Here is a 22,865-nt window from a genome sequence, read left to right on the forward strand (position 1 = left end):
GCTGGCCGTCATCCGATATTGATTTGGGGGGTAACCCGGCAGGACGCCGGGTTAGCCGCGCTGGGCCATGGATGGCCCATCGCGGCGGCCCCCCAAATCAATGTCGGATGACGGGCACACCGAGCCTAGGCGAGGTGCCGAGTGGTGGGGCAAGAGCCCTTTTGGTTACTTTTGGGGCTCTTTTCCAAAAGTGACCCGCCGTAAGGGCGGAACCCTAAGTGGCCGTAACCGCAGCAACGGATATGTACACATACCCAGAAGAAGATACCTAAGGCCACCCCGAGCAAGCCAGCTCCCACCCTCAGGATCAATGGTTCATATGATGACCACCAGCACTACCCAGGCTGCGGGCCGGGGCCTGGATTTCGAGGGTCTGCTTGTCACCCTTGGCATCTTCCACCGTCAGGGTCAGCGGCACCTGGTCGCCTTCCTTGATCTGGCCCGTCAGGCCCATCAGCATCACGTGATAACCCTCGGGATCAAGCTTCACCGCCTGGCCGGCCGGCAGTGCCACGGCATCTACCGGGCCCATGCGCATGACGTCGTCTTTCATGCTCATCTCATGAATCTGCACTTCCTTGGCCACCGGGGACTTGACGCTCAGCAGCTTGCTGTCGCTGTCGGCGGTGAGGGTCATGAATGCCCCGCTCGAATGCTGCCCCGGTACGGTGGCGCGGGCCCAGGCATCGCTGACCTGGACCTGGGCGCTGGCGTGGGCGGCGAGGCCCAGCAGGGAGAGGCCGAGGGCGATGCGCTTGAGGGTGTGGACAGCAGTCATTAGCAGACCTCCATGACGGTGAGCAGGTCTTCTGCGCACTCTTTGGCGTTAAGGGATGCCGACAGGCCCAGGCGCAGGTTGCTGCGGGTGTCGAACACAAAACTGGTGGCGGTGTGGGACAGGGTGTAGGTGTCGCCTGCGGGGATCTTTTCATAAAAGATCCCGAACTCCTTGGCGGCCACGGCGATTTCTTCCGGCGTGCCGTAGAGCGCTTCGAAGCTGGGGTCGAAGGCCTTGACGTAGGCGTCGAGCACTTCGGGCGTATCGCGTTCCGGGTCCAGGGTGATAAAGATCACCTGCATGATTTCGCCGTCGCGGCCCATCAGCTTCTTGGCCTGGGCCATGCGCGCCAGGGTGGTGGGGCACACGGCCGGGCACTGGGTGAACCCGAAGAACACCACCGGCATCAAGCCGCGAAACGAAGTCAGGGTCACGGTTTCGCCGGCGGTATTCTTGAGCTTGAACGTGCGGCCCATGATCTTGTTGCTCAGATCCTTGCCGTACTTGAAATTCAGCTTGGGGCCGGTGTCACAGCCGCTCAGCAGGCCCAGGCCCAGCAGGCCCATACCGGTGAGGACCTTGCGGCGGGTGAGTAACGTATTCATGAAGTGGGCGTCCCGTGAAGCGCCTGACGGCTGCGCATAACAGGTCAGTCAGGCTTTGAAAAGCGGTGAACAAGCAGGGTGGGTAGTCTACCGGTGTTGATCACGCTTGATAATCTGCGACGTTCTGCCACAGGGGCGGTCGCCACCTTACCAGCCGAGGGGGCGATTGCGTCTGTGGCACACTGTCGCAGACGCCTTGAAACGCCCGGCGTACAAGGCTTTGGGCAAATGTTTCAACGATTATCAGGGCTCTTGACCCGCATCAAGGCAGCGTCCCCCCGGCCTGGGGCACAGTCACGCCATACGGACCGGCCCACTGTGAGGCGCTGATGCTCTATCTCCTGTTTCTGCTGGCCCATCTGTTCGCGGCGCTGATGTTTATCGGCACGGTGTTCTTTGAAGTACTGATCCTCGCCAGCGTGCACAAGCAACTGCCGGCCCGCGTCATGCTGCTGGTGGAGCAGGGCATCGGCAACCGTGCCAGGGCCTTGATGCCGTGGGTGCTGCTGGTGCTGTTCGGCGCGGGTATCGGCATGGTCTGGTTGCGCTATCTGCCGGTGCTGGCGGCGCCATCGAGTTCGGCATTCGGCGCCTTGCTGACCCTCAAGTTGATCCTCGCCGCCAGTGTGCTGATGCATTTTTTGCTGACGGTGTGGCTGATGCGTCGTGGGCGGGTCAGCGCGGCCTATTTGCGCTTCGTTCATCTGAGCCTGTTCTGCCATATGGTCGCCATTGTGTTGCTGGCCAAAAGCATGTTTTACATCACCTGGTAACCCCCCTCGTATTCCCTGGCCTTGATGCATATCAAGGTGCGCTGTCCGGTCGCACCGCACAATGATCCACCGTAGCCAGACCCGGAGGCCGTCATGCTCACTGTCATTCATCCCGCCCGCGAGTGGCGCCTGCGCCGTGACCAAAGCGTGCTGGACCAGGGCCAGGTCGACATCGGCAAATTTCATACGGGGATCGGCTCCCTCGACCTGTTGCGCGCCATGCGCAGCAGTCGCCAGCGCCAACGCCCCTTGGCGCTGAACCTGCAATGGCCGGCGGGCCTGGTGGCCGATGACTACCTGGACGCGTTGGAGCAGGAAATCCACCTGGTCGGTTGCCACGTGGGCGGGCGCCAGCCGGTGGATCAATTCCATCTGGGCGGCGCTACCCCGGCGATGGCCGACCTGCAGCGGTTGATGGCGCACCTGCGCAGTCGCCTGCATTTTCTCGAGCATGACCAGGGTGACTACAGCCTCGACCTCGACCCGCTGCACACCGACTGGGCGACCATGGGCCGCCTGCGTGAACTGGGCTTCAATCACATCAATATCGGCGTGTCGGATGCCAGTAGCGACGTCACACCTTCGGTGGCCGGCTATCAAGACCCGGCGCCCATCCAGTCGCTGATCGACGCGGCGCGCACCCTGGGCTTTCGCTCGGTGAATGTCGACCTCGGGTATGGCCACGCCTGGCAGACCTGCAACAGCTTTGCAGCCAAGCTGGCCAGCCTGATCGCCCTCGAGCCGGACCGCCTGCAAGTGTTCGACTATGCCCAGGCCCCCCGGCGCTACCAGCAGCAACGGGCGCGGGCGCTGTCGTCGAATGCCGACAAGTGCGCGATGCGCGCGATCGCCTTCCAGCACCTGGAAGCTGCCGGTTATCACTACATTGGCCTGGGCCAGTTCGTACGCCCTGACGATGACCTGGCGCTGGCCCAGGAACACGGACGCCTGAGCCGCAATTGCCAGGGCTTTACCCGTCATGGTTACTGCGACCATATCGGCTTTGGCCTGGGCGCCATCAGCCAGCTCGACAACCTGTATGCGCAAAACACCGACGACCTGGCGCGCTATCGTCAGCAGTTGGACAGCGACCTGTTGCCCACCGCCCGCGGCTGGCGCTGCGAGGCGGGCGATCAGATCCGTCAGCATGTCATGGAGCGCCTGGCCTGTGACCTGGAGTTGGATATCCAGGCGCTGGAGCGCCGTTATGGTGTGATTTTTTCCCGCTACTTTTCGGCGATCTGGCCGTTGCTGGAGCATCTGCACCAGGACGGCCTGATCGACTTGTCCGAGCGCTTCCTCTGTGTGCTGCCTGCGGGCCGGCAGCGGGTCGAAGCCCTCTGCGCGCTGTTTGACCGGGCAGGCAGCGCGGTTCCCCCTTGCTCCAACGATGAGACCATCGACCATGAAAGCGTTTGAGTTCAACCGGGCCCTGGTGCAGAAATACGACCGCCCGGGGCCGCGCTACACCTCGTACCCGACGGCGCCGCAGTTTCATTCGGCGTTTGCCCTGGATGACTATCGGCAGGCAGTAGCGGCCAGCAACCATGGGGTGGCCCCCAAGGCCTTGTCGGTATACATCCATATACCGTTCTGCCAGAGCCTTTGTTACTACTGCGGTTGCCACAAGATCATCACGCGCAAGACCCATCGCGCCGTGGAGTACCTGAGCTACCTCAAGCGCGAAATCCAGATGCAGGCCGCGCTGTTCGACCGCACGCGGCCCCTGACCCAGTTGCACCTGGGGGGCGGTACGCCGACCTATCTGGACGATGCGCAACTGGCCGAGTTGATGGCAAGCCTGGCGCAGGGCTTCAGCCTGGATACCAGCGACAACCATGAGTTTTCCATTGAGGTCGACCCGCGCACCATCAGCGTGGAACGCATCCATAACCTGCGCGGGCTGGGCTTCAATCGCCTGAGTTTTGGTGTGCAGGACTTTGATGCCGATGTGCAGGCGGCGGTCAATCGCGTGCAGAGCGAAGAGCAGATTGTGCAGTTGGTCGCGGCCGCCCGGCAGGCACGCTTCAAGTCCATCAGCGTGGACCTGATCTACGGCCTGCCATTGCAGACCGTGGCCAGTTTCGACGTGACCCTGGGCAAGCTGATTGCCCTGCGCCCGGACCGTGTGGCGGCCTACAGCTACGCGCATTTGCCCACGCAAATCCGCGCCCAGCGCATGATCCGCCCCGAAGACATGCCACCGCCGGAGCGCAAGCTGGAGCTGCTGGAGTTGACCATTCGCCGGCTGACCGAAGCGGGTTATGTGTACATCGGCATGGACCACTTTGCCTTGCCCGACGACGAACTGGCCCTGGCCCGGGCCAATGGCACCTTGCAGCGCAATTTCCAGGGCTACTCGACCCATGCCGATTGCGACCTGATCGGGCTGGGCGTGTCGGCCATCGGCAAGGTGGGCGACAGCTACAGCCAGAGCGTCAAGGAGTTGTCCCAGTACTACGCGCGGATCGACGCCGGGTTGTTGCCGGTGCAGCGCGGCTACCGCCTGAACGCCGATGACGTGTTGCGCCGGGACGTGATCAACGGCCTGATGTGCCATGGGCGCATTGACTTTGCCGGGGTCGAGGCGGGGCATGCGATCCGCTTTACCGAATACTTTGCCCAGGCGTTGTCACAGTTGGATGAGCAAGTGGCGGATGGTTTGCTGCATGTCGAGGACGATGGGGTGCAGTTGCTGCCCCAGGGGCAACTGATGGTGCGCAGCGTGGCGATGGCGTTTGATGCGTACCTGGGTGGGCAGCAGAAGGGGCAGTTTTCCCGCACGGTCTGACCACCGAATCCACCCTTGTGGCGAGGGGACAAGCCCCCTCGCCACAGCCCCCCTCACCACGGCTCAGGTATAGGCACCTGCCGCGCCGTTGGTGCGCTCAATCTCTTCCACCAGCTTATCAATCCCCTCCAAGCGTGCCCGGTTGTCGTGATCCCATGGATGAAACCCCGGCTTGAAATACTGCAGCCACGGCCGCGCCATGCGCGGGAACACGCCCTTGGGCCCGTAGAGAAACTTCAGCATCCGCCAGAAACCCTTCAGATGCCCGCCCGCGCGGCGATCGGCGATCAGCAGGCGCAGGTGGAAATCAAACACCACCAGCCAGAAAAACACCGTGGTGAACAGCATGGTCCCGGTGCGCAGCAGATAGCGCTTGGGCCCTGGTTTGATCACGCTGTTCCACACATCAAAGGCCACGGCCTTGTGCTCGGTTTCTTCGAGGGCATGCCAGTACCACATCTGTTGGTAGCCTTTGAGCGAATCACCAAAACGCGTGGGGTCGCTGAGCAGGATTTCCGCGAGCATCGCCGTGTAGTGTTCCAGGGCGATGGTCACCGCCAGGTTGAAGGACGGCGGCAAGTGTTTCTTTTGCAGGTCGAGCATAAATTTCAAGCGGCGGTCCAGCAGGTGGGCCGGCAGACCGGCGGCTTGAAGCAGCTCGTTGTAGGCCACGTGCTCGCGGCTGTGCATGGCCTCCTGGCCGATAAAACCCTGGATCTCCTTTTTCAACGCCGGGTCGTCGATGCGCTGGCGATAGTGGCGCACGCTGTCCATGAAGAACAATTCGCCCTGGGGAAACAGCAACGACAGGGCATTGAAAAAGTGCGTGATGAACGGGCCTTGCTCGTGCCAGTCCTTGATGCGTTCGGCAGGCAGGGTAAAACGCAGGTCGCGGCGAATGGGCAGCATTATGGCGACTCCTGTTCAGAGAGGGGGGAGGGTGGCAGGGCCTTGCGCTGTTTCGGTGCCATGCGCCGGCTGGCGAACACCACCAGCCCTTGGTAGGCCGCCGGCAGCCAGCGCGCGAGCAGGTCCAGGGCGTAGGCGTCGCGGCCGATCAGCACGCGGCGCTTGTTCTTGCGCACGCCCTGCAGGATGACCTTGGCGGCCTGGTCGGCGTCGGTGATAAACAGTTTTTCGAAGTCGGCGCGGGCCTGTTGTTCGCTGTGGATCAGGAACCCGGTCATGTTCGCGTCGATCCGGCTGCTGCGGCAGATGTCGGTGCGGATCCCACCGGGATGCACGCAGGTGGCCGAGACGCCGCTGCGTTGCAAATCCAGCTCCTGGCGCAGGGACTCGGTAAAGCCGCGCACCGCGAACTTGGTGGCGTTGTAGCCGCTCATGCCGGGCTGGGCGAACAGGCCGAACACGCTGGAGGTGTTGACCACATGCCCCTCGCCGCTGGCCTTGAGGTAGGGCAGAAAGGCCTTGGTGCCGTACACCACCCCCCAGAAATTAATGCCGACGATCCACTCCAGGTCGGCGTAGTCCACACCTTCCACGGTGCTCGACAGGGCCACCCCGGCATTGTTGAAAATCAAATTCACCTGGCCGTGTTCTGCCGCGCAACTGGCGGCCCAATCCTCCATGGCCTGGCGGTCGGCAACATCCACCTCCCTTGACGTCACGCGGATCGGCGCCAGGCTGCTGCGCTGGATCAGCTCCACGGTTTGTTGCAGGCCGGCCTGGTTCTTGTCCGCCAGGGCCAGGTGACAACCCTCGCGCGCCAGGGCCAGGGCCAAGGCGCGGCCCATGCCGGACGCGGCACCGGTGATGGCCGCCACGCGGCCATTGAATGACTTCATGACAGGCTTCCTTCTGCGGTGGCATGGGGTGGCGCGACGGGACGCGGTGTGGCGCCGGTCAATAGTGGCGTGACCTGATAATCGCGTAGGGCGAACTGGCGGGTGACCTGTTTGAAGCGCCAGGTCGAGCCGGGCCACAACGTCGTATTTTTGCCGGTGCGCGGGTCGAGGTACCAACTGCGGCAGCCGCCGGTGTTCCAGATAGTGCGCTGGAGTTTTGCCTGGATTTGCTGGTTGTAGGCGCTTTCCACGGCTGGCTTGACCTCGACCGTGGCGATTTGCTGGCGGCGCATCTGTTGCAGGGCATCGAGGATGTAGGTGACCTGTGCCTCGATCATCAGAATCATCGAGTTGTGGCCCAGCCCGGTGTTGGGCCCGACGATCAGGAACAGGTTCGGATAGCCCGGCACGGTGGTGCCCTTGTACGCATGGGCGCCATCGCGCCAGGCCTCCATCAGGTCAATGCCGCCGCGCCCGATGATGCAGTCGCGGGGCAGGGGATCGGTAGCCTGGAACCCGGTGCCGAAGATCAGGCAATCAGCCGGGTGCTTGATGCCATCGGCGGTGACGACCCCGTCGGCCTCGATTCGCAGTACAGCGTCGGTGACCACTTCGACATTGCTGCGTGACAGCGCTGGGTAGTAGTCGTTGGAGATCAGTACGCGCTTGCAGCCGATGGTGTAATCCGGCCGCAGGACTTTGCGCAGGGAAGGGCGCGCCACTTGTTTGTGCAGATGGCGCACGGCGATTTTCTGCACCACTTTCATCAGGCGCGGGTGCAGCGCAAAGCCCACCACCCGACCTTCCAGGGCCCAGTAGAAAGCCCCGCGCACCAGGCGCTGGGTGAACGGCAGATGCTTGAACACCCAGCGCTCAAAACCTGAAATGGGGCGGTCCGGCTTGGGCATGATCCACGGCGGGGTGCGCTGGAACAGGTCCAGGTGCGCCACGTGGGGGGCGATACGCGGCACGAACTGGATCGCACTGGCGCCGGTGCCAATCACCGCCACACGCTTGCCCTTGAGTGAATAGTCGTGGTCCCAGTGCTGGGAGTGAAAGCGCTTGCCCTTGAAACTGTCCAACCCCGGAATATCCGGCAGTGCCGGGCGGGACAGTCCCCCCATCCCCGACACCAGTACCCGTGCACTGACGCGGCGGCCATTGCTGAACTGCAATTGCCAGCGTTGCAGTTGCTCGTCGAACACCGCCTGTTGCAGGCCCATGCCAAAACGCAGGTACGGCGCCAACTCAAAGCGCTGTGCGCAATGTTCCAGGTAGGCACGGATTTCCGCCTGGGGGGCGAACTGGCGGGTCCAGTCGGGGTTGGGCGCAAAGGAAAACGAATAGACGTGGGATTGCACATCACAGGCGCAGCCCGGGTAGTGGTTGTCGCGCCAGGTGCCGCCCAGGGAGTCGGCCTGTTCGGCAATAAAGAAGTCGTCGAGCCCGGCTTGCTTGAGTTTGATCGCCATGCACAGGCCGGCGAAGCCTGAGCCAATGATCGCGATATCGACGCAATCTGCCGGGCCGCTTGGCTGGGTAGAGGCATTCATAGGGTGTCCCTCGTGGGCTGTGGGCGCCTTACGGGTGTTGACATCGGATGTGCTCCTTTTTTGTTTTGGCTTTTAGATAGAACACCATTGCAAAGAAAAATTGTATTTATTATTTTAAAAAAGATTTTAAATAATCTACCTGAAAATGTCGTCTACGCTAGACCCTTGTCCTTTATGTGCGATTTGTCCGACGGACGAACGCTTGACGCACGCAGTTGAAGTCCAGGGTGTGGACGATGGCTGAGGTCTTGACCAATATCGGTCGGATCGCCAGCAGCAGGGAAGCAGAGGACCGAGCTATGGCTGTCGAATGGGTTGTCGCTGCGGGTGTGTTTATGGCTGCCAGTGCGGCGTTATGGGGCTTGAGTGCCTGGATGACGCGCCGTATCGAAGCGGCTGTTCCAAGTAACGGGCGCTTTCTGGAGGTGGATGGCGAGCGCTTTCATTATGTAGACGAGGGCAAGGGCCCGCCGCTGGTGATGATCCACGGCCTGATGGGCAGCAGTCGTAACCTGACCTATGCCTTGGCCGCACAACTGCGCGAGCACTTTCGGGTGATCACCCTGGACCGACCCGGCTCAGGCTATTCCACCCGCCGCAAAGGCACCGGTGCCGACCTGCCAAGCCAGGCCCGGCAAGTGGCGACCTTTATCCAGACCCTGGACCTGGGCCAGCCCCTGGTGCTGGGGCATTCCCTGGGCGGGGCGATCTCCCTGGCCCTGGCCCTGGACCATCCCCATGCGGTGTCCGGGTTGGTGCTGGTGGCACCCCTGACCCATCCCCAGCGCATGCTCCCCCTGGTGTTTCTATCGTTGGCGGTGCGCCCGGCCTGGCTGCGGCGCTGGGTGTCGCGCACGCTGACGGTGCCCATCGGCATGCTCAGCAGTGGTGCGGTGGTCAAGGGCGTGTTCGCTCCCGACCCGGCGCCGGCCGACTTCGCCACCCGTGGCGGCGGCCTGCTGGGGATGCGCCCCGATAACTTCTATGCCGCTTCCACCGAAATCAGTCTGGTCAACGATTACCTGCCCGAGATGGTCAAGCGCTACCCGCAACTGCGCCTGCCCATCGGCCTGATCTATGGCTCGCGGGACAAGGTGCTGGACTTCCGCAAGCACGGCCAGGCCCTGGCAGACAAGGTGCCAGGGCTGAAGCTGCAGCTGGTCGAAGGCCGTGGCCATATGCTGCCAATCACCGCCACCGAGCGCGTGGCGGCACTGGTCGAGCAGGTGGCCAAGCGCAGCAAGCCGGTGGCAAGCGCCACGGTGTTGCACCCGCCGTTTGCGCTGGCGAGTAAATAATCGTGAACCCCACGGCGTGGTCGAAAGTCGCTAACGCTTGCCCTAGACACCTGACCGAACGGATGAAAAAGAGACTGGCCGGTCACGTAAAAAAGGCCCCGAAAAAGTAGTTGACGACCTATCGATTCCGCGCTATTTATTTAAAAAAATATTTCAATATTTATTTTGACCTAAGAGCGAATAAAATAATGAAAAAAACGCCTTTTATCGCATGGTTTGTTTCAAGTGGCCTTCAGTGCCGCCTGAACCGCTTTTCTGCCTCTTTTGCTTCGCTCTCACTCTCTGCCGCGCAGTGCGCCCGGAGGTTGCCATGAATCAGACCCTGGCCGCCCCCCACGTCTGGACCGACGGCAAGCGCCACCTGTGGTGGCTCGGCATCATGCCTCTGGCGACCCCGCTGCTGTCCGGCGCCCTGGCCATCACTACCGGCGTACAACAACTGTGGTGGGTCGGTGTACTGGTGATTTTCGGCCTGATCCCGCTGATCGACGGCCTGCTCGGCGAAGACGTCAGCAACCCACCGGAATCCGCTGTCAGCGGCCTTGAATCGCAGAAGTACTACCGCTGGATCGTCTACACCGGGGTGTTGTTCGTTATTTCCTCGGTGGTGATCACCGGTTGGCTGGCCGTCAGCGGCATCGACTGGATGATCAGCGGCGGGCTGCTGCAACTTACCGCCTCCCTCGATCCTTCGAGCTGGATGGCGCAAACCGCCAGCTTCCTGACGGCCCGGGTGCAGTTGCACGGTGAGGTCAGTGGGTTTACCTACCTGGGCATGGCCATGTCCACCGGCGCTGCCACCGGCATCGCGATCAACACCGCCCATGAACTGGGGCACAAGCCGCGCCTGCTGGAGATTGTGCTGGCGAAGATCACCCTGGCGCCGACCTTCTACGGGCACTTCTACACCGAACACAACCGTGGCCATCACGTACGCGTTGCCACCCCGGAAGATCCGGCCAGCTCGCGACTGGGGGAGAGCTTCTGGGCCTTCCTGCCGCGCTCGGTGTGGTTCAGTGCGCGCTCGGCCTGGAACCTGGAACGCGAACGCCTGCGCAAGCTCGGCCTGCCGGCGTGGCACTGGAAGAACGGCGTACTCAGCGCCTGGATGTACAGCGTGGTGTTGTGGGGCGCGATGATCGCCTGGCTGGGCATGGCGGTGATTCCCTTCCTGTTGATCCAGGGCATCTACGGCTTCTCGTTGCTGGAAGTGGTGAACTATGTCGAGCACTACGGGCTTAAACGCCAGAAGTTGCCTAACGGCCGTTATGAACGGTGTTCGCCGCGCCACTCGTGGAACAGTAACCGTATTGTCACCAATATCTTTCTGTTCCAGTTGCAGCGCCACTCTGATCATCACGCCAACCCGACTCGCAGTTATCAGTCGTTGCGCCACTTTGATGAATCGCCGCAACTGCCGTATGGCTACGCCAGCATGATTGTCTGGGCCTATATCCCTTACTTATGGCGCCGGCGTATGGATCACCGGGTACTACGGCATTATTCGGGGGATGTCACCCTGGCCAATATCCAGCCATCCAAACGCTTGAAGATACTGGAGAAGTACGGCAAGACCAGCACCTTCTAATGTGAATTAACTGTTGTAGGGCGCACTCGGGATCTGTGTATCGCGCAGGTTTTCATCGCCCACGGTTTGCCGGTTTCGAGTGCTGCTTAGTTGCAAGAAAGTTGTTTGACCCTAACAAAAATAAAATCAAGGGAAGGACGTACACCATGCAAACACCTGCCAAGTTCACTGCGCATATCGTGCTCGCTGCACTGGGGCTTATTGCCTATCACCAGGCCCAGGCCGCCCGTATCGAACCCGCCGGCAGCGCCTTCACTGCCCAGGGCCCCATCAGCTTTTCCAAGGGCGCGCTGATCAGCGCCGACTGCACCATCAAGGTGGCCGGCAAGGTCGCGGCCGATGGTTCGCAAGTCAATGTCGACAAGGTCGAGTTTGACGGTGGCCTCAAGTGCAGCCGCGTCGAAGCCATCAACCTGCCGTGGATATTAGTGGCCAGGGATGCCAGGAGCGGCTCCATGTCGAAGATCAGCGTCGATGTGCACGCCTTTGGCCTGGGCGGCAAGTGTGGCCCGTCCACTGCCGAAGGCACCTGGGATAACGCCACCGGCAAGTTGGAAGCGGTCAATGTGCCGATTGGCGAAGACTGCAAGATCAAAACCGTGTCGATCAAGATGCCGCCGACGTTCAAAGTCGTCGAGTAAACCCCCGAATTTGTAGCGGTAAATGAATTGAAATTTGGCTGGAAAGGGAAGTTCTGCTGTTTCTCCGTGACCTCTCGATCATGGCCATTACCCCGGCGAAATGACTCGCCATACATGTGAGGAAAAATAATGAAAAGTTTGAAAACCCTCGTTTGTGTAAGTTCGTTTGCTCTGTGCTTTGGCGCGGCTTCGATGGCCAGTGCGGCGTCTTTTAGTCCAATTGGAGCGACGTTTACTACAGGGGCGACTGGGAGCATTGTTGTTAAATCACCTTCGTCGTTTCAGCAGCCCGTAACATGTAAGGCTGTATTCGAAGGCAAGGTGCGCCCTGATGGTAAGGCAGATATCACCAAAGTAACTATCTCTCCAGGATCAAGCGTGCTGTGCAACCTACCCAATATCACTGGTTTGCCTTGGTTGCTGGAAGCCACCAGCACAAGTGCCGGTAAAGCTTACAACGTTGGTTACACGATCACTTCGTTCCCTCCAACCAACTGCGGCCCTACGGCTATCGATGTAGCGCTGGCCTCAACCCCAGCTCCGTCTCCAAGTATCACTCTTGCTGCGACCAACCAGCCGCTTAGCGGCAGTTGCACGGTGGTGACACTGAACGTAGGCGCTACCGGCGTCACCATTGTTCCTTGATGCCGGCACTTCGGAAATAGGCTTGATCACCCGGTGAAAAACAGGTGCCTCGTCAGAGGCATCTGTTGAGGTAAAGCCGTTCGGTCCAACCGGCTGTGACAAATAAAAACAATAAGGAGTGACGCATGAATAATATGAAGCAGCAGGCCCAGGCGTTGTTAGGCCTGGCATTGTTGGGCGGGCTGATCGCCTCAGCGGGAACCGTTCAGGCGGGTGGTTTCATGACGCCAACCGCAAACACTGCTGGTTGGGGCCGGGCGTTTGGTGGGGGGTCGATGTTCAAGAACGACCCGTCATCGGCGTACAACAACCCTGCTGCCATGGCTTTCATTGACAAGACCATTTCGCAGTTCACCATCAACTACGCAAACATCGACATCAAATACAAAGGGTCGGCGTATGACTACGCTGGCAATCCGACGTCCAACACGGTCTATGATCCCAATACTGGCGAGTTAACATCGACACCTCGCACCGGTAATGGCGGTCAAGGCGGCTTCGAAGCGTGGGTACCCACTGGCTTCATGGTGATCCCGATCAACGATCGTTTTGCCTTTGGTTTGAGCCAAGTGGTGCCGATGGGCGCGCGCACAACCTGGGATGAGGATTGGAAAGGTCGCGACTTCGCGGTGGACACCCGCATCGAAACCGTGGGCCTGACCGGCTCCCTGTCGTTCAAGGTCAATGATGAGTTTTCCATCGGTGGTGGTGCGATTCTCCAGCACACCAAAGGCTTTGTGAGCCAGAACGTCGATCTGTATGCCGCTGCTGCGCAGTCGCCGGACTTCGGGATGATTCCGTTCCCGGCCGGCCAGGGCTTCGCCTTGATGCGGGTCAAAGTCGACAATAACTCCCTGGGTTGGTTTGCGGGGATGACCTGGAAACCCACGGCGCAGGACACCCTGGGCTTGAACTATCACGCCAAGATCAAGAACAAGCTGGAGGGAAAGTACAACATGTACGCCGATCCAGGCTCGGAAGGGCTGATGACCACCCCGGTGGTCGACGGTAAAACCCTGGTCGAGTTGGCTTACCCTGGGCTGAAACTGTATCCGGGCGGTGCCAATGCCTCCACGCAACTGGATATCCCTGCCAACGCGTCCCTGGACTGGGTACACGACTTCTCTGACCGCCTGGCCCTGGGCGCCAGTGTGACCTGGACCCAATGGTCCTCCTTCGAGGCGCTGACCTTGAAGTCCAATGGCAGCACCATCGTGTCGATCCCGTACAAGTACAAGAACACCTGGATGTATTCGTTCGGCGGTGACTACAAACTCACGGATGACTTTACCGTGCGTGCCGGTGTGGCCTTCGACCAGACCCCAACCCGCAACTCCACCCGTGACCCGCGTATCCCGGATGGGGATCGCACCTTCGCTTCCCTGGGCTTTGGCTACAACATCCGCGCCATTCCGGGCCTGAGCATCGACGGCGCGTATTCCCGCCAGTTTGTGGAGACCGTCAAGCTCAAGACCAAGAACGTTGACCGTCTTGGCGCAGCGTCGCTGGATGGCAAATCCGAGGCCAAGGGCGAAGTGGTCAGCCTGTCGGCTACCTACGCCTTCTGACCTGGGGTTGTATCTGCGTAGTGCCTGGGTAAACGCGTAGTCAGCGCATCTTTCTACTGCGTTTACCCGGTGCTCCACCTGTGGGGCGCCCACGCGACCCCTGGTGATTTCCTTCTCCCTTTAACACTTCGGCTGACGCGTTCGGCCGAGAATTATTTCGCAAAGACATTAAATAAAAATTTCAAAACAAAATTTGAATTTGGCTTTTCAAGTTTGTAGTGTGGTGATCAGTCGCAGGCCGTACCGACCTGCTGCTGTGCGTGCCGTGCCCTGAATAATAAGTAGAGGTATCTCCATGGTTATCTGGTTATTGGCGGGACTCGCTGTGGCGACTGCCCTGGCGTATCGACAAGCGGCAGCCACCCTGTGGCTGGGTGCTGGCCTGGCCTGGTTGGCGGGCGGCTATCTGTTCAATGTGGTTGCAGGGTTTGGCCTGAGCGTTGCGGCGTTGCTGGTGGTGGTACCGGCGCTGCTGATGAGCATCAAGCCCCTGCGTCGCACGCTGTTGACCAGCAGGGCCCTGGGTCTGTTTCGCACGATCATGCCGGCCATGTCCGACACTGAACGCGCGGCTATCGAGTCCGGCACCGTGTGGTGGGACGCCGAGTTGTTCAGCGGCAAACCCAATTGGCCGCGCCTGCTGCAAGCCGCGCCGGCACGCTTGAGCGCCGAAGAACAGGCCTTTCTCGACAACGAAGTAGAAACCCTCTGCGACATGGCCAACGACTGGGAAACCACCCAGGTCTGGCAGGACCTGTCGCCCGAAGGCTGGCAGTACACCAAGGACGCCGGCTTCCTCGGCATGATCATTCCCAAGCAATATGGCGGCAAAGGCTTCTCCCACTATGCCCATTCGCAAGTGGTGATGAAGCTGTCGACCCGTTGCTCGGCGGCAGCGATTTCGGTGATGGTCCCCAACTCCCTGGGCCCCGCCGAACTGTTGCTGCATTACGGCACCGACGCCCAGCGCAATTACTACCTGCCGCGCCTGGCCCGTGGCGAAGACATCCCGTGCTTTGCCCTGACCAGCCCCTATGCCGGCTCCGACGCCGGGGCGATTCCCGACCTGGGCATCGTCTGCAAGGGCATGCATGAAGGCCAGGAAGTGCTGGGCTTCAGCGTGACCTGGGACAAGCGCTATATCACCCTCGGCCCCATCGCCACGGTGCTCGGCCTGGCCTTTCGCGCCGAAGACCCTGACGGCCTGCTGGGCCAGCCCGGCTCGCTGGGCATCACCTGCGCGTTGATCCCCACTTCCCATCCCGGGGTGAACAGTGGTCGCCGCCATTGGCCCCTCAATGCGGTGTTCCAGAACGGCCCGACCACCGGCAAGGACGTGTTTATCCCCCTGGAGTGGGTGATCGGCGGCCGCGAGCAAGTGGGCAACGGCTGGCGCATGCTGATGGAATGCCTGGCCGCCGGGCGCGCGATTTCCCTGCCGTCGGCCAACGTCGGCCTGGGCAAGGTGGCGGTACGCGGTACCACGGCCTACGCGGCGATGCGCAAGCAGTTCGGCCTGCCGATTGGCAAGTTTGAAGGGGTGCAGGCGCCCCTGGCACGTATGGCCGGGCACCTGTATGCCTGCGATGCGGTACGCAAAGTGTCGGTGGCGTCGTTGGATGCCGGCGAGAAACCCTCGGTTATCTCGGCGATTGCCAAATACCACGTCACCGAGCGTGCGCGGATCATCGTCAACGATGGCATGGACATCGTCGCCGGCAAGGGTATTTGCATGGGGCCCAACAACTTCCTGGCCCGTGCCTATCAACAAAGCCCCATCGCGATCACGGTGGAAGGCGCGAATATCATGACCCGCTGCCTGATCATCTACGGTCAGGGCCTGATCCGTTGCCACCCCTACGTATTCCGAGAAATGGAAGCGGCGCGCAACACTGATAATCGCCAGGCGTTGCTCGAGTTCGACAGCGCCATGTTCGGTCACCTGAGTTTTGTGCTGGCCAACACCGTACGTGCGGCAGTGCATTCCCTGACAGGCGGACGGCTGATTGGCGTACCGGCCAAGACGGATCCGGCGCTGGCGTCCTACTACCGCCAGGCCAATCGGCTGTCGGTGGTGCTGGCGTTGATTTCCGATATTTCCATGGGCGTGCTGGGCGGCGCGCTCAAGCGCAAGGAAAGCATCACCGGGCGCCTGGGCGATATTCTGTCCCAGCTCTACATCCTGTCCTGCGTGCTCAAACGCTTTGAGGACGATGGCCGGCCCCAGGCCGACCTGCCGTTGGTGCATTGGTCGGCCCAGGATGCCTTGTTGCGGGCCCATGAAGCCCTGGCCGAGGTGCTCGACAATTATCCTTCGACGCCGGCTGCGGCAGTGATGCGTGGCTTGAGCTTCCCGTTCGGCATTCCCCAGCGCAAACCCTCCGACCGCCTGCTGGCCCAAGTGGCCGAGCTGGTGCAGACCCCGGGCGAAAGCCGCGACCGTTTGCTGGCCAATTCCTACATCCCGCGTCCGGAAGTCGACAAGCTGGCCTATGGCGAACTGGCGTTCCGCCTGCTACCCCAGGTGGAGTTGATCGAAGGGCGGCTCAAGGCGGCGGTCAAGCAAGGCACCCTCGGCCCGATGCCGATCAGCAGCACGGCCTTTACCGCCTGGCGCATCAAGGCCCGCGCCCTGGATTTGATCAGCGCCGACGAAGACGCCTTGCTGGCGCGCTATGTGGAATACGCCGATCACGGCATCCAGGTGGATGACTTCCCACAGGACTTCGGGTTGCTGGAGGCCTTGCAAAAGCGCCAGCAAACGTTGGAACAAGCGGCCAAACCCAGCAGCAAAAAACGTGAAAACGCCCCGGTGAACTAGAAACGAGCGCGCTCAATGGGGGAGCGGGCTTGCCTGTGATAGCGGTGTATCTGCGCCACAGATGCAATCGGATCCACCGCCATCGCAGGCAAGCCAGCTCCCAAAAGGGGTTGGATTTGCAGGTCAGGAAAACGGATTGATTTATGAGCGACAGCTACCTTTCTTTTGTTAATTCTGCCTGGGGCCGTCGTCTGGCCCAGGCTATCGGCTTGCCGCAACCCTTGGCCCTGCAACGTCACCGCAGCGGCCAGCAGGGCCTGGCCAACCCGGTGATTATCGCTGGGGCAGGGCGCCTGGCGGACGAAGTGCGGCGCCTCTTCAAGGCCACCGACACCGTGCCGGCCCAGGCCGCCACGCTCAAGGCGCCGTCCACGGTCAAGGTCCAGGGCGCGGTGTTCGATGCCAGCGCCGTGGTCGACCTCAAGCAACTGGACGAACTCTACGAATTTTTCCATGCCAACGCCCGGCGCCTGGGGCCGCACGCGCGGGTGGTGGTGCTGGGCACCGCGCCCGAACACTGCCAGGACTTGCCCCAGGCCATCGCCCAGCGAGCTCTGGAGGGCTTGGTGCGATCCTTGGCCAAGGAGCTGCGGCGGGCGATCACCGTGCAGTTGATCTATGTCGCGCCGGGTGCCGAGCAGGCCCTGGACAGCAGCTTGCGCTTCTTCCTGTCGCGGCGTTCGGCCTATGTCTCGGGGCAGGTGGTGCGCCTGGAAAAACCGGTCGATGCCGCCCCCGCCATCAACTGGGACAAACCCTTCAGCGGCCGCCGCGCCCTGGTCACTGGGGCCTCCCGTGGCATCGGCCTGGCCATCGCCCAGGTGCTGGCCCGTGACGGCGCGCACGTGGTGTGCGTGGATGTGCCGCAAGCGCTGCCCTCCCTGGAGCAGGCGGCCAGCAGCGTCGGCGGCCAGGCCTGGGCGCTGGACATCACCGGCGCCGATGCGCAGCAGCAGTTGCAGGCCTATGTGGCCGAGCATGGCGCGTTTGATGTGGTGGTGCACAACGCCGGGATCACCCGCGACAAGACCATCGCCAAGATGACCGAAACCGCCTGGCGCAGTGTGCTGGCAGTCAACCTCGAAGCGCCGTTGCAGTTGAGTGAAGCCTTGTTGCAAGGGCAGGGGCTCAAGGCCGGTGGGCGGATTGTGTGCGTGTCGTCGATCTCCGGGATCGCCGGCAACCTGGGGCAAAGCAACTACGCCACCTCCAAGGCCGGGGTGATTGGCCTGGTGCAGGGCCTGGCGCCAGTGGCGGCGGCGCAGCAGGTCACGGTCAACGGCGTGGCGCCGGGGTTTATCGAGACCCAGATGACCGCGAAAATCCCGCTGATGATTCGCGAAGCGGGGCGGCGCATGAACTCCCTGTCCCAGGGCGGGCAACCCATCGACGTCGCCGAAACCATCGCCTGGCTGGCGCACCCGGCTTCGGGCGGGGTCAACGGCCAGGTGGTGCGCGTATGTGGCCAAAGCCTGTTGGGAGCCTGAGCATGGACGACGTGACGCAGATTATCGACCCGCCACCGTCGCGCAATCGCCTGCTGCTGGACGGCCTGTTGGCGATGCGCAAACCCAGGCTGGAAGGCGCCCCCACGTTGCCCCGGGAGCGCCTGGTGCGCTCGGCGGTGGAGTTGAGCGCCCATGCTATTGCGGCTTATGGCCGGGCCTGTGGCTTTCGGCGCGAGCAAGGGGTGCCGCTGTCCTACCCCCATGTGCTGGCGTTCCCCTTGCACTTGATGTTGCTGACGCGCCCGAGCTTTCCGTACCCGGCCAGCGGCATGGTGCATCTGGCCAATCGCATTCGCCAACATCGACGCCTGCAGGAAGGTCAGGCCCTACGCCTGGAAGTGTTTGCCGAGCGCTGGGTGGCCCATGCCAAGGGCCAGGCCTTGAGTATTGCCACCCACGCTTACAGCGCGGGCGAGTTGGTGTGGCAAAGCGAAAGCCTGTACCTGCGTCGCGATGTCGCCAACCCGGTGGGCGAGCCATGGGGCGACAGCCTGGCATTGCCCGAAGAGGGCGTGCGGCGCACCCAGCGTTGGGTGTTGCCAGCGGACCTGGGGCGGCGTTTTGCCAAGGTGTCGGGGGATTTCAACCCGATCCATACCTCGCGGATCGGCGCGCGGCTGTTCGGTTTTCGCCGGGCCATCGCCCATGGCATGTGGACCCTGGGCCGCGCCCTGGCCGCCCAGCAACCCCCAGGCGGGCTGGACGTGGCCGAGGCCCATTGCGATTTCAAGTTGCCGATCTTCCTGCCCGGCCAGGTCGCCCTGTGGAATGCCCCGGCAGACGGCCCGCGCCGTGCATTCGAGGTGCGCAATCCGGCCGGGGACAAACCCCACATGCGTGGCCTGTTTATCTGGACCTCGCGTTTTGATGAGAGTCGTTCATGAGTGACTACAGCTTCAGCCCCGCCCCGACGCGCCGCGTGGCGATTGTCGGCGGCAACCGCATTCCGTTTGCCCGCTCCAACACGGTATACGCCCACGACAGCAACCAGGATTTGCTGGTGGCCGCGCTGCAAGGCCTGGTGGACCGCTACAACCTCCACGGCCTGCGCCTGGGCGAGTTTGCCGCCGGCGCGGTGATCAAACACTCGCGGGACTTCAACCTGGCCCGTGAGTCGCTGCTGTCCACCACCCTGTCCGCCGAGACCCCGGCCTACGACCTGCAGCAAGCGTGCGGCACCGGCTTGGAGGCGGCGTTGCTGGTGGCCAATAAAATCGCCCTCGGCCAGATTGATGTGGGGGTTGCCGGGGGCGCCGATACCACCTCCGACGCGCCCATCGGCATCAACGAATCCCTGCGCCGCACGCTGCTGGCGGCCAACCGCGCCAAGGGCAGCGGCAACAAGTTGCGCAGCCTGTTGCAGGTGCGCCCCTCGATGTTTTTCAAGCCGCTGCTGCCGCGTAATGGCGAGCCGCGTACCGGCTTGTCCATGGGCGAGCACTGCGAAGAAATGGCCAAGCGCTGGCAGATCAAGCGCCTGGCCCAGGACGAACTGACCCTGACCAGCCACCAGCGCCTCGACGCGGCCTATAAAAACGGCTTCTTCGACGACCTGATCAGCCCCTATCGCGGCCTGTCCCGCGACAACAACCTGCGCGCCGATGCCAGCCTGGAGAAGCTCGCCAGCCTGTCCCCGGCCTACGATCGGCAGAACGGCACCCTCACGGCCGGTAACTCCACGCCGCTGACCGATGGCGCCTCGGTGGTGCTGCTGGCCAGCGAGGAGTGGGCCGCCGCTCGTGGCCTGCCGGTGCTGGCCTACCTGCGTACCGGCGAGACCGCCGCGGTGAACTTCGTCGACGGCAGCGAAGGCTTGCTGATGGCCCCGGCCTACGCCGTGCCCCGCATGCTCGCACGCGAAAACCTGAGTTTTGCCGATTTCGATTTCTTCGAGATCCACGAAGCCTTCGCCGCCCAGGTGCTGTGCACCCTCAAGGCCTGGGAAGATGCCGATTACTGCCGTGAGCGCCTGGGGCTGGAGGCGCCACTGGGGGCTATCGACCGCGCCAGGATGAACGTCAATGGCGGCTCGCTCGGTTGCGGTCATCCCTTTGCCGCCACCGGTGGCCGCCAGTTGGCGGCGCTGGCCAAGGCCATTCACCTGCGCGGTGGCGGACGCGGTTTGATTTCCATCTGTGCCGCCGGCGGCCTGGGCATTACCGCCATCATTGAAAAGTAGCCGTACAACAACAATAAGGAGACTGCGATGAACGCTGTAAGCCTGGACCAAACCGAACGTATCTGGCTGAACGCTTATCTGCCTGGGGTGCCCAGCGACATCGACGCCGGCATCGAGGACTACCCGTCGTTGCGCGAGGTGTTTCTCGAACATTTGCACAAATACCGCGACCGCGTGGCCTACGTCAGCATCGGCACCGAAATGACCTACGCCACCTGGCAGGCCCAGGGCATCGCCTTTGCCGCCTGGCTGCAGGCCCAGGGCGTGCGCAAGGGCGATCGCGTGGCGTTGATGATGCCCAACTGCTTGCAGTATCCGATCTGTCTGTTGGGCACCATCCTTGCCGGTGCGGTGGTGGTCAACGTCAACCCTTTGTACACCTCCCACGAACTCAAGCACCTGCTCAAGGACAGCGGCGCCGAGACCGTGGTGATCTTCGAGAACTTCGCGCACACCCTGGAAAAAGTTGTGGCCGGCAGCACGGTCAAGCGCGTGGTCATTGCGGCCATCGGCGACCTGCTCGGCACCTTCAAGGGCGCGGCGATGAACTTCATCCTGCGCCGAGTGCAGAAGCAGGTGCCGGCCTACAACCTGCCGGGTGCGCTGCGTTTCAACCAGACGCTCAAGCAGGGCCGGGGCCTGACCCATACGCCGGTGCCGCTGGCGCGTGAAGAACTGGCGTTCCTGCAATACACCGGCGGCACCACCGGCGATGCCAAGGGCGTGATGCTCAGCCACCGCAATATCATCGCCAACCTGTTGCAGGCCAAGGCGTGGGTGGGCGATCAACTGGACCAGAACCAGCAGGAAACCAACGTCACGTTGTTGCCGCTGTACCACATCTTTTCCCTGACCGTGAATTGCCTGATGTTCATGTGCCTGGGCGGGCGCAATATCCTGATCGCCAACCCACGGGACGTGAAGCGGGTGCAGATGATCCTGCGCAAGGAGCGTTTCAACGGCATTGCCGGGGTCAACACGTTGTTCAACGGCTTGCTGGAGAACGCAGAGTTCCGCGCCCGGGACTTTTCCGACCTGCGCCTGGTCATCGCCGGCGGCATGGCCACGCACACCGCGGTGGCCAAGCGCTGGAAGGAAGTCACCGGGCTGCCGATCATCGAGGGTTACGGCCTGACGGAGTGCTCGCCGGTGGTGAGCATCAGCCCTATCGACATCTCGCGCATGCGCGAGATGGAATTTACCGGCAGCATCGGCGTGCCACTGCCATCGACCTGGGTGCGCTTTATTCGCGAGGACGGTGAACTCGCCGACATCGGTGAACCGGGTGAACTGCAGGTGCGCGGCCCGCAGGTGATGCAGGGCTACTGGCAGCGCCCCAAGGAAACCGCCGAAGTGCTGGATGCCGAGGGCTGGCTGTCCACCGGGGATATCGGGGTGATGAATGAACAGGGCTTCATCCGCCTGGTGGATCGCAAGAAGGACATGATCCTGGTGTCGGGTTTCAACGTGTACCCCAATGAAATCGAAGACGTGGTGGCGTTGCACCCGGGCGTTGCGGAAGTGGCGGCGATTGGTGTGGAGGATGGGGTGACCGGAGAGAAGGTGAAGATTGTCGTGGTGCGCCGCGACCCCAGCCTGACCCAGGAGCAGCTGTTGGCGCATTGCCGGGAATACCTGACGGGGTACAAGGTGCCGAAGTTTGTCGAGTTTCGCGTCGAGGAATTGCCCAAGACTACGGTGGGCAAGGTCCTGCGCCGCGCATTGCGCTGACTTGATGCGGTCTAATGGGGGAGCGGGCTTGCCCGCGATGACGGAGTGCTAGTCAATACATTTGCTGACTGACAGTCTGCCATTGCGGCATGATTAGCTACACAACTCTCTTTTCGGGATGTGTACATATCCGTTGCTGCGGTTACGGCCACTTAGGGTTCCGCCCTTACGGCGGCTCACTTTGGAAGAGCGCCAAAGTAAGCAAAACGCTCTTGCCCCACCACTCGGTGCCTCGCCTAGGCTCGGCATGCCCGCAGTCAGGCATTGCTCCGTGGGCCCGCCGCGATCGGCCATCCCTGGCCGTGTCGCGGCTACCCCGGCATCCATGCCGGGGTGCCCACTGCGCAATACCTGCCTGCGGCCATCGTGGTTTAACGGGGCGCCTAAGATCAAAATCAAAAGCCAGATCAAAAGCAGAGCAACAGCAAAGCCAGAGCGCGAAGCTGCCTTCCCCTGTGGGAGATTCTATGGTTTTGGGGAAGCCCCCAAAACCGCTTTTGACTGGTATTCGCTCAGGTTTTTCATGAGCGAAAAGGCGATGCGCGCCAGCTTGCGGCCAATGATGACCAGGGCTTGAGTCG

Annotated in this window: 18 protein-coding genes; 13 read left to right on the forward strand and 5 right to left on the reverse strand. The window is 62.0% G+C overall.

Features of this window, described 5'->3' with window-relative positions; translation table 11 throughout:
• Positions 1 to 307 precede the first annotated feature (307 nt).
• Together BLL38_RS26230 and BLL38_RS26235 are read right to left on the reverse strand one after the other, a co-directional pair.
• Entirely contained in the window at positions 308 to 778 is a 471-nt protein-coding gene (locus BLL38_RS26230) for a copper chaperone PCu(A)C (protein WP_057438666.1), read from the reverse strand.
• Positions 778 to 1,383 (reverse strand): SCO family protein, encoded by a 606-nt coding sequence (locus tag BLL38_RS26235; RefSeq protein ID WP_057959858.1) that lies wholly within the window; start codon positions 1,381 to 1,383, stop codon positions 778 to 780. The genes BLL38_RS26230 and BLL38_RS26235 overlap by 1 nt, the downstream gene beginning before the upstream one ends.
• Before the next feature lie 329 nt (positions 1,384 to 1,712).
• On the opposite strand from BLL38_RS26235, the gene BLL38_RS26240 reads away from it, so the two are divergent.
• From BLL38_RS26240 to hemN, 3 genes are all read left to right on the forward strand, one after another.
• Positions 1,713 to 2,156: a CopD family copper resistance protein gene (locus tag BLL38_RS26240; RefSeq protein WP_057959857.1), complete on the forward strand. Its 444-nt coding sequence runs from the start codon at positions 1,713 to 1,715 to the stop codon at positions 2,154 to 2,156.
• Between the two features lie 93 nt (positions 2,157 to 2,249).
• Positions 2,250 to 3,575, forward strand: coding sequence for an oxygen-independent coproporphyrinogen III oxidase (locus BLL38_RS26245; protein ID WP_076964892.1), 1,326 nt, complete (start codon positions 2,250 to 2,252; stop codon positions 3,573 to 3,575).
• Positions 3,562 to 4,947 carry an oxygen-independent coproporphyrinogen III oxidase gene (gene hemN / locus BLL38_RS26250; protein WP_076964893.1) on the forward strand — a complete coding sequence of 462 codons (1,386 nt, stop codon included), beginning with the start codon at positions 3,562 to 3,564 and terminating at the stop codon, positions 4,945 to 4,947. The genes BLL38_RS26245 and hemN overlap by 14 nt, the downstream gene beginning before the upstream one ends.
• A 63-nt stretch (positions 4,948 to 5,010) precedes the next feature.
• Here hemN and BLL38_RS26255 read toward each other — a convergent pair whose 3' ends face one another.
• From BLL38_RS26255 to BLL38_RS26265, 3 genes are read right to left on the reverse strand one after another with little or no spacing between them, the layout of a single operon-like run.
• Entirely contained in the window at positions 5,011 to 5,856 is an 846-nt protein-coding gene (locus BLL38_RS26255) for a metal-dependent hydrolase (protein ID WP_076964894.1), read from the reverse strand.
• Positions 5,856 to 6,752, reverse strand: a complete 897-nt coding sequence (locus BLL38_RS26260; RefSeq protein WP_076964895.1) for an SDR family NAD(P)-dependent oxidoreductase — start codon at positions 6,750 to 6,752, stop codon at positions 5,856 to 5,858. The genes BLL38_RS26255 and BLL38_RS26260 overlap by 1 nt, the downstream gene beginning before the upstream one ends.
• Positions 6,749 to 8,305 (reverse strand): flavin-containing monooxygenase, encoded by a 1,557-nt coding sequence (locus BLL38_RS26265; protein ID WP_076964896.1) that lies wholly within the window; start codon positions 8,303 to 8,305, stop codon positions 6,749 to 6,751. The genes BLL38_RS26260 and BLL38_RS26265 overlap by 4 nt, the downstream gene beginning before the upstream one ends.
• 299 nt (positions 8,306 to 8,604) lie before the next feature.
• On the opposite strand from BLL38_RS26265, the gene BLL38_RS26270 reads away from it, so the two are divergent.
• The 10 genes from BLL38_RS26270 (at position 8,605) to BLL38_RS26315 (ending at position 22,284) form a co-directional block, all read left to right on the forward strand.
• Positions 8,605 to 9,603, forward strand: a complete 999-nt coding sequence (locus BLL38_RS26270) for an alpha/beta fold hydrolase (RefSeq protein WP_076964897.1) — start codon at positions 8,605 to 8,607, stop codon at positions 9,601 to 9,603.
• Positions 9,604 to 9,913: 310 nt separating this feature from the next.
• Positions 9,914 to 11,191 carry an alkane 1-monooxygenase gene (locus tag BLL38_RS26275; RefSeq protein WP_057959850.1) on the forward strand — a complete coding sequence of 426 codons (1,278 nt, stop codon included), beginning with the start codon at positions 9,914 to 9,916 and terminating at the stop codon, positions 11,189 to 11,191.
• A 146-nt stretch (positions 11,192 to 11,337) separates the two neighbouring features.
• Positions 11,338 to 11,832 carry an alkane oxidation protein activator PraA gene (praA, locus tag BLL38_RS26280; RefSeq protein WP_057438657.1) on the forward strand — a complete coding sequence of 165 codons (495 nt, stop codon included), beginning with the start codon at positions 11,338 to 11,340 and terminating at the stop codon, positions 11,830 to 11,832.
• 129 nt (positions 11,833 to 11,961) lie between these two features.
• Positions 11,962 to 12,477 carry an alkane oxidation protein activator PraB gene (gene praB / locus BLL38_RS26285; protein WP_076964898.1) on the forward strand — a complete coding sequence of 172 codons (516 nt, stop codon included), beginning with the start codon at positions 11,962 to 11,964 and terminating at the stop codon, positions 12,475 to 12,477.
• Positions 12,478 to 12,602: 125 nt separating this feature from the next.
• Positions 12,603 to 14,045, forward strand: a complete 1,443-nt coding sequence (locus tag BLL38_RS26290) for an outer membrane protein transport protein (RefSeq protein ID WP_076964899.1) — start codon at positions 12,603 to 12,605, stop codon at positions 14,043 to 14,045.
• A gap of 295 nt (positions 14,046 to 14,340) precedes the next feature.
• Positions 14,341 to 16,866 (forward strand): acyl-CoA dehydrogenase, encoded by a 2,526-nt coding sequence (locus BLL38_RS26295; protein ID WP_057959847.1) that lies wholly within the window; start codon positions 14,341 to 14,343, stop codon positions 16,864 to 16,866.
• A 143-nt stretch (positions 16,867 to 17,009) separates the two neighbouring features.
• Positions 17,010 to 18,353: a 3-oxoacyl-ACP reductase gene (locus BLL38_RS26300; RefSeq protein WP_076964900.1), complete on the forward strand. Its 1,344-nt coding sequence runs from the start codon at positions 17,010 to 17,012 to the stop codon at positions 18,351 to 18,353.
• A 2-nt stretch (positions 18,354 to 18,355) separates the two neighbouring features.
• Complete coding sequence (locus BLL38_RS26305; RefSeq protein WP_076964901.1) at positions 18,356 to 19,258, forward strand: MaoC/PaaZ C-terminal domain-containing protein; 903 nt, start codon at positions 18,356 to 18,358, stop codon at positions 19,256 to 19,258.
• Positions 19,255 to 20,553 (forward strand): acetyl-CoA C-acetyltransferase, encoded by a 1,299-nt coding sequence (locus BLL38_RS26310; RefSeq protein WP_076964902.1) that lies wholly within the window; start codon positions 19,255 to 19,257, stop codon positions 20,551 to 20,553. The genes BLL38_RS26305 and BLL38_RS26310 overlap by 4 nt, the downstream gene beginning before the upstream one ends.
• A 27-nt stretch (positions 20,554 to 20,580) precedes the next feature.
• A complete protein-coding gene (locus BLL38_RS26315; protein WP_057438654.1) occupies positions 20,581 to 22,284 on the forward strand; it encodes an AMP-binding protein in 1,704 nt (567 codons plus the stop codon).
• The last annotated feature ends 581 nt before the right edge of the window (positions 22,285 to 22,865 follow it).

The organism is Pseudomonas gessardii (genome assembly GCF_001983165.1).
In the GTDB taxonomy this organism is placed as follows: domain Bacteria; phylum Pseudomonadota; class Gammaproteobacteria; order Pseudomonadales; family Pseudomonadaceae; genus Aquipseudomonas; species Aquipseudomonas gessardii.

Excerpts from the sequence above, each read along its gene's own strand:
- praB (WP_076964898.1), top strand. The coding sequence starts at position 11,962 with ATGAAAAGTTTGAAAACCCTCGTTTGTGTAAGTTCGTTTGCTCTGTGC.
- BLL38_RS26260 (WP_076964895.1), bottom strand. The coding sequence starts at position 6,752 with ATGAAGTCATTCAATGGCCGCGTGGCGGCCATCACCGGTGCCGCGTCC.
- BLL38_RS26290 (WP_076964899.1), top strand. The coding sequence starts at position 12,603 with ATGAATAATATGAAGCAGCAGGCCCAGGCGTTGTTAGGCCTGGCATTG.
- BLL38_RS26295 (WP_057959847.1), top strand. The coding sequence starts at position 14,341 with ATGGTTATCTGGTTATTGGCGGGACTCGCTGTGGCGACTGCCCTGGCG.
- BLL38_RS26230 (WP_057438666.1), bottom strand. The coding sequence starts at position 778 with ATGACTGCTGTCCACACCCTCAAGCGCATCGCCCTCGGCCTCTCCCTG.
- BLL38_RS26270 (WP_076964897.1), top strand. The coding sequence starts at position 8,605 with ATGGCTGTCGAATGGGTTGTCGCTGCGGGTGTGTTTATGGCTGCCAGT.
- BLL38_RS26315 (WP_057438654.1), top strand. The coding sequence starts at position 20,581 with ATGAACGCTGTAAGCCTGGACCAAACCGAACGTATCTGGCTGAACGCT.
- BLL38_RS26310 (WP_076964902.1), top strand. The coding sequence starts at position 19,255 with ATGAGTGACTACAGCTTCAGCCCCGCCCCGACGCGCCGCGTGGCGATT.
- BLL38_RS26305 (WP_076964901.1), top strand. The coding sequence starts at position 18,356 with ATGGACGACGTGACGCAGATTATCGACCCGCCACCGTCGCGCAATCGC.
- BLL38_RS26240 (WP_057959857.1), top strand. The coding sequence starts at position 1,713 with ATGCTCTATCTCCTGTTTCTGCTGGCCCATCTGTTCGCGGCGCTGATG.
- praA (WP_057438657.1), top strand. The coding sequence starts at position 11,338 with ATGCAAACACCTGCCAAGTTCACTGCGCATATCGTGCTCGCTGCACTG.
- BLL38_RS26265 (WP_076964896.1), bottom strand. The coding sequence starts at position 8,305 with ATGAATGCCTCTACCCAGCCAAGCGGCCCGGCAGATTGCGTCGATATC.
- BLL38_RS26275 (WP_057959850.1), top strand. The coding sequence starts at position 9,914 with ATGAATCAGACCCTGGCCGCCCCCCACGTCTGGACCGACGGCAAGCGC.
- BLL38_RS26235 (WP_057959858.1), bottom strand. The coding sequence starts at position 1,383 with ATGAATACGTTACTCACCCGCCGCAAGGTCCTCACCGGTATGGGCCTG.
- BLL38_RS26255 (WP_076964894.1), bottom strand. The coding sequence starts at position 5,856 with ATGCTGCCCATTCGCCGCGACCTGCGTTTTACCCTGCCTGCCGAACGC.
- BLL38_RS26245 (WP_076964892.1), top strand. The coding sequence starts at position 2,250 with ATGCTCACTGTCATTCATCCCGCCCGCGAGTGGCGCCTGCGCCGTGAC.
- hemN (WP_076964893.1), top strand. The coding sequence starts at position 3,562 with ATGAAAGCGTTTGAGTTCAACCGGGCCCTGGTGCAGAAATACGACCGC.
- BLL38_RS26300 (WP_076964900.1), top strand. The coding sequence starts at position 17,010 with ATGAGCGACAGCTACCTTTCTTTTGTTAATTCTGCCTGGGGCCGTCGT.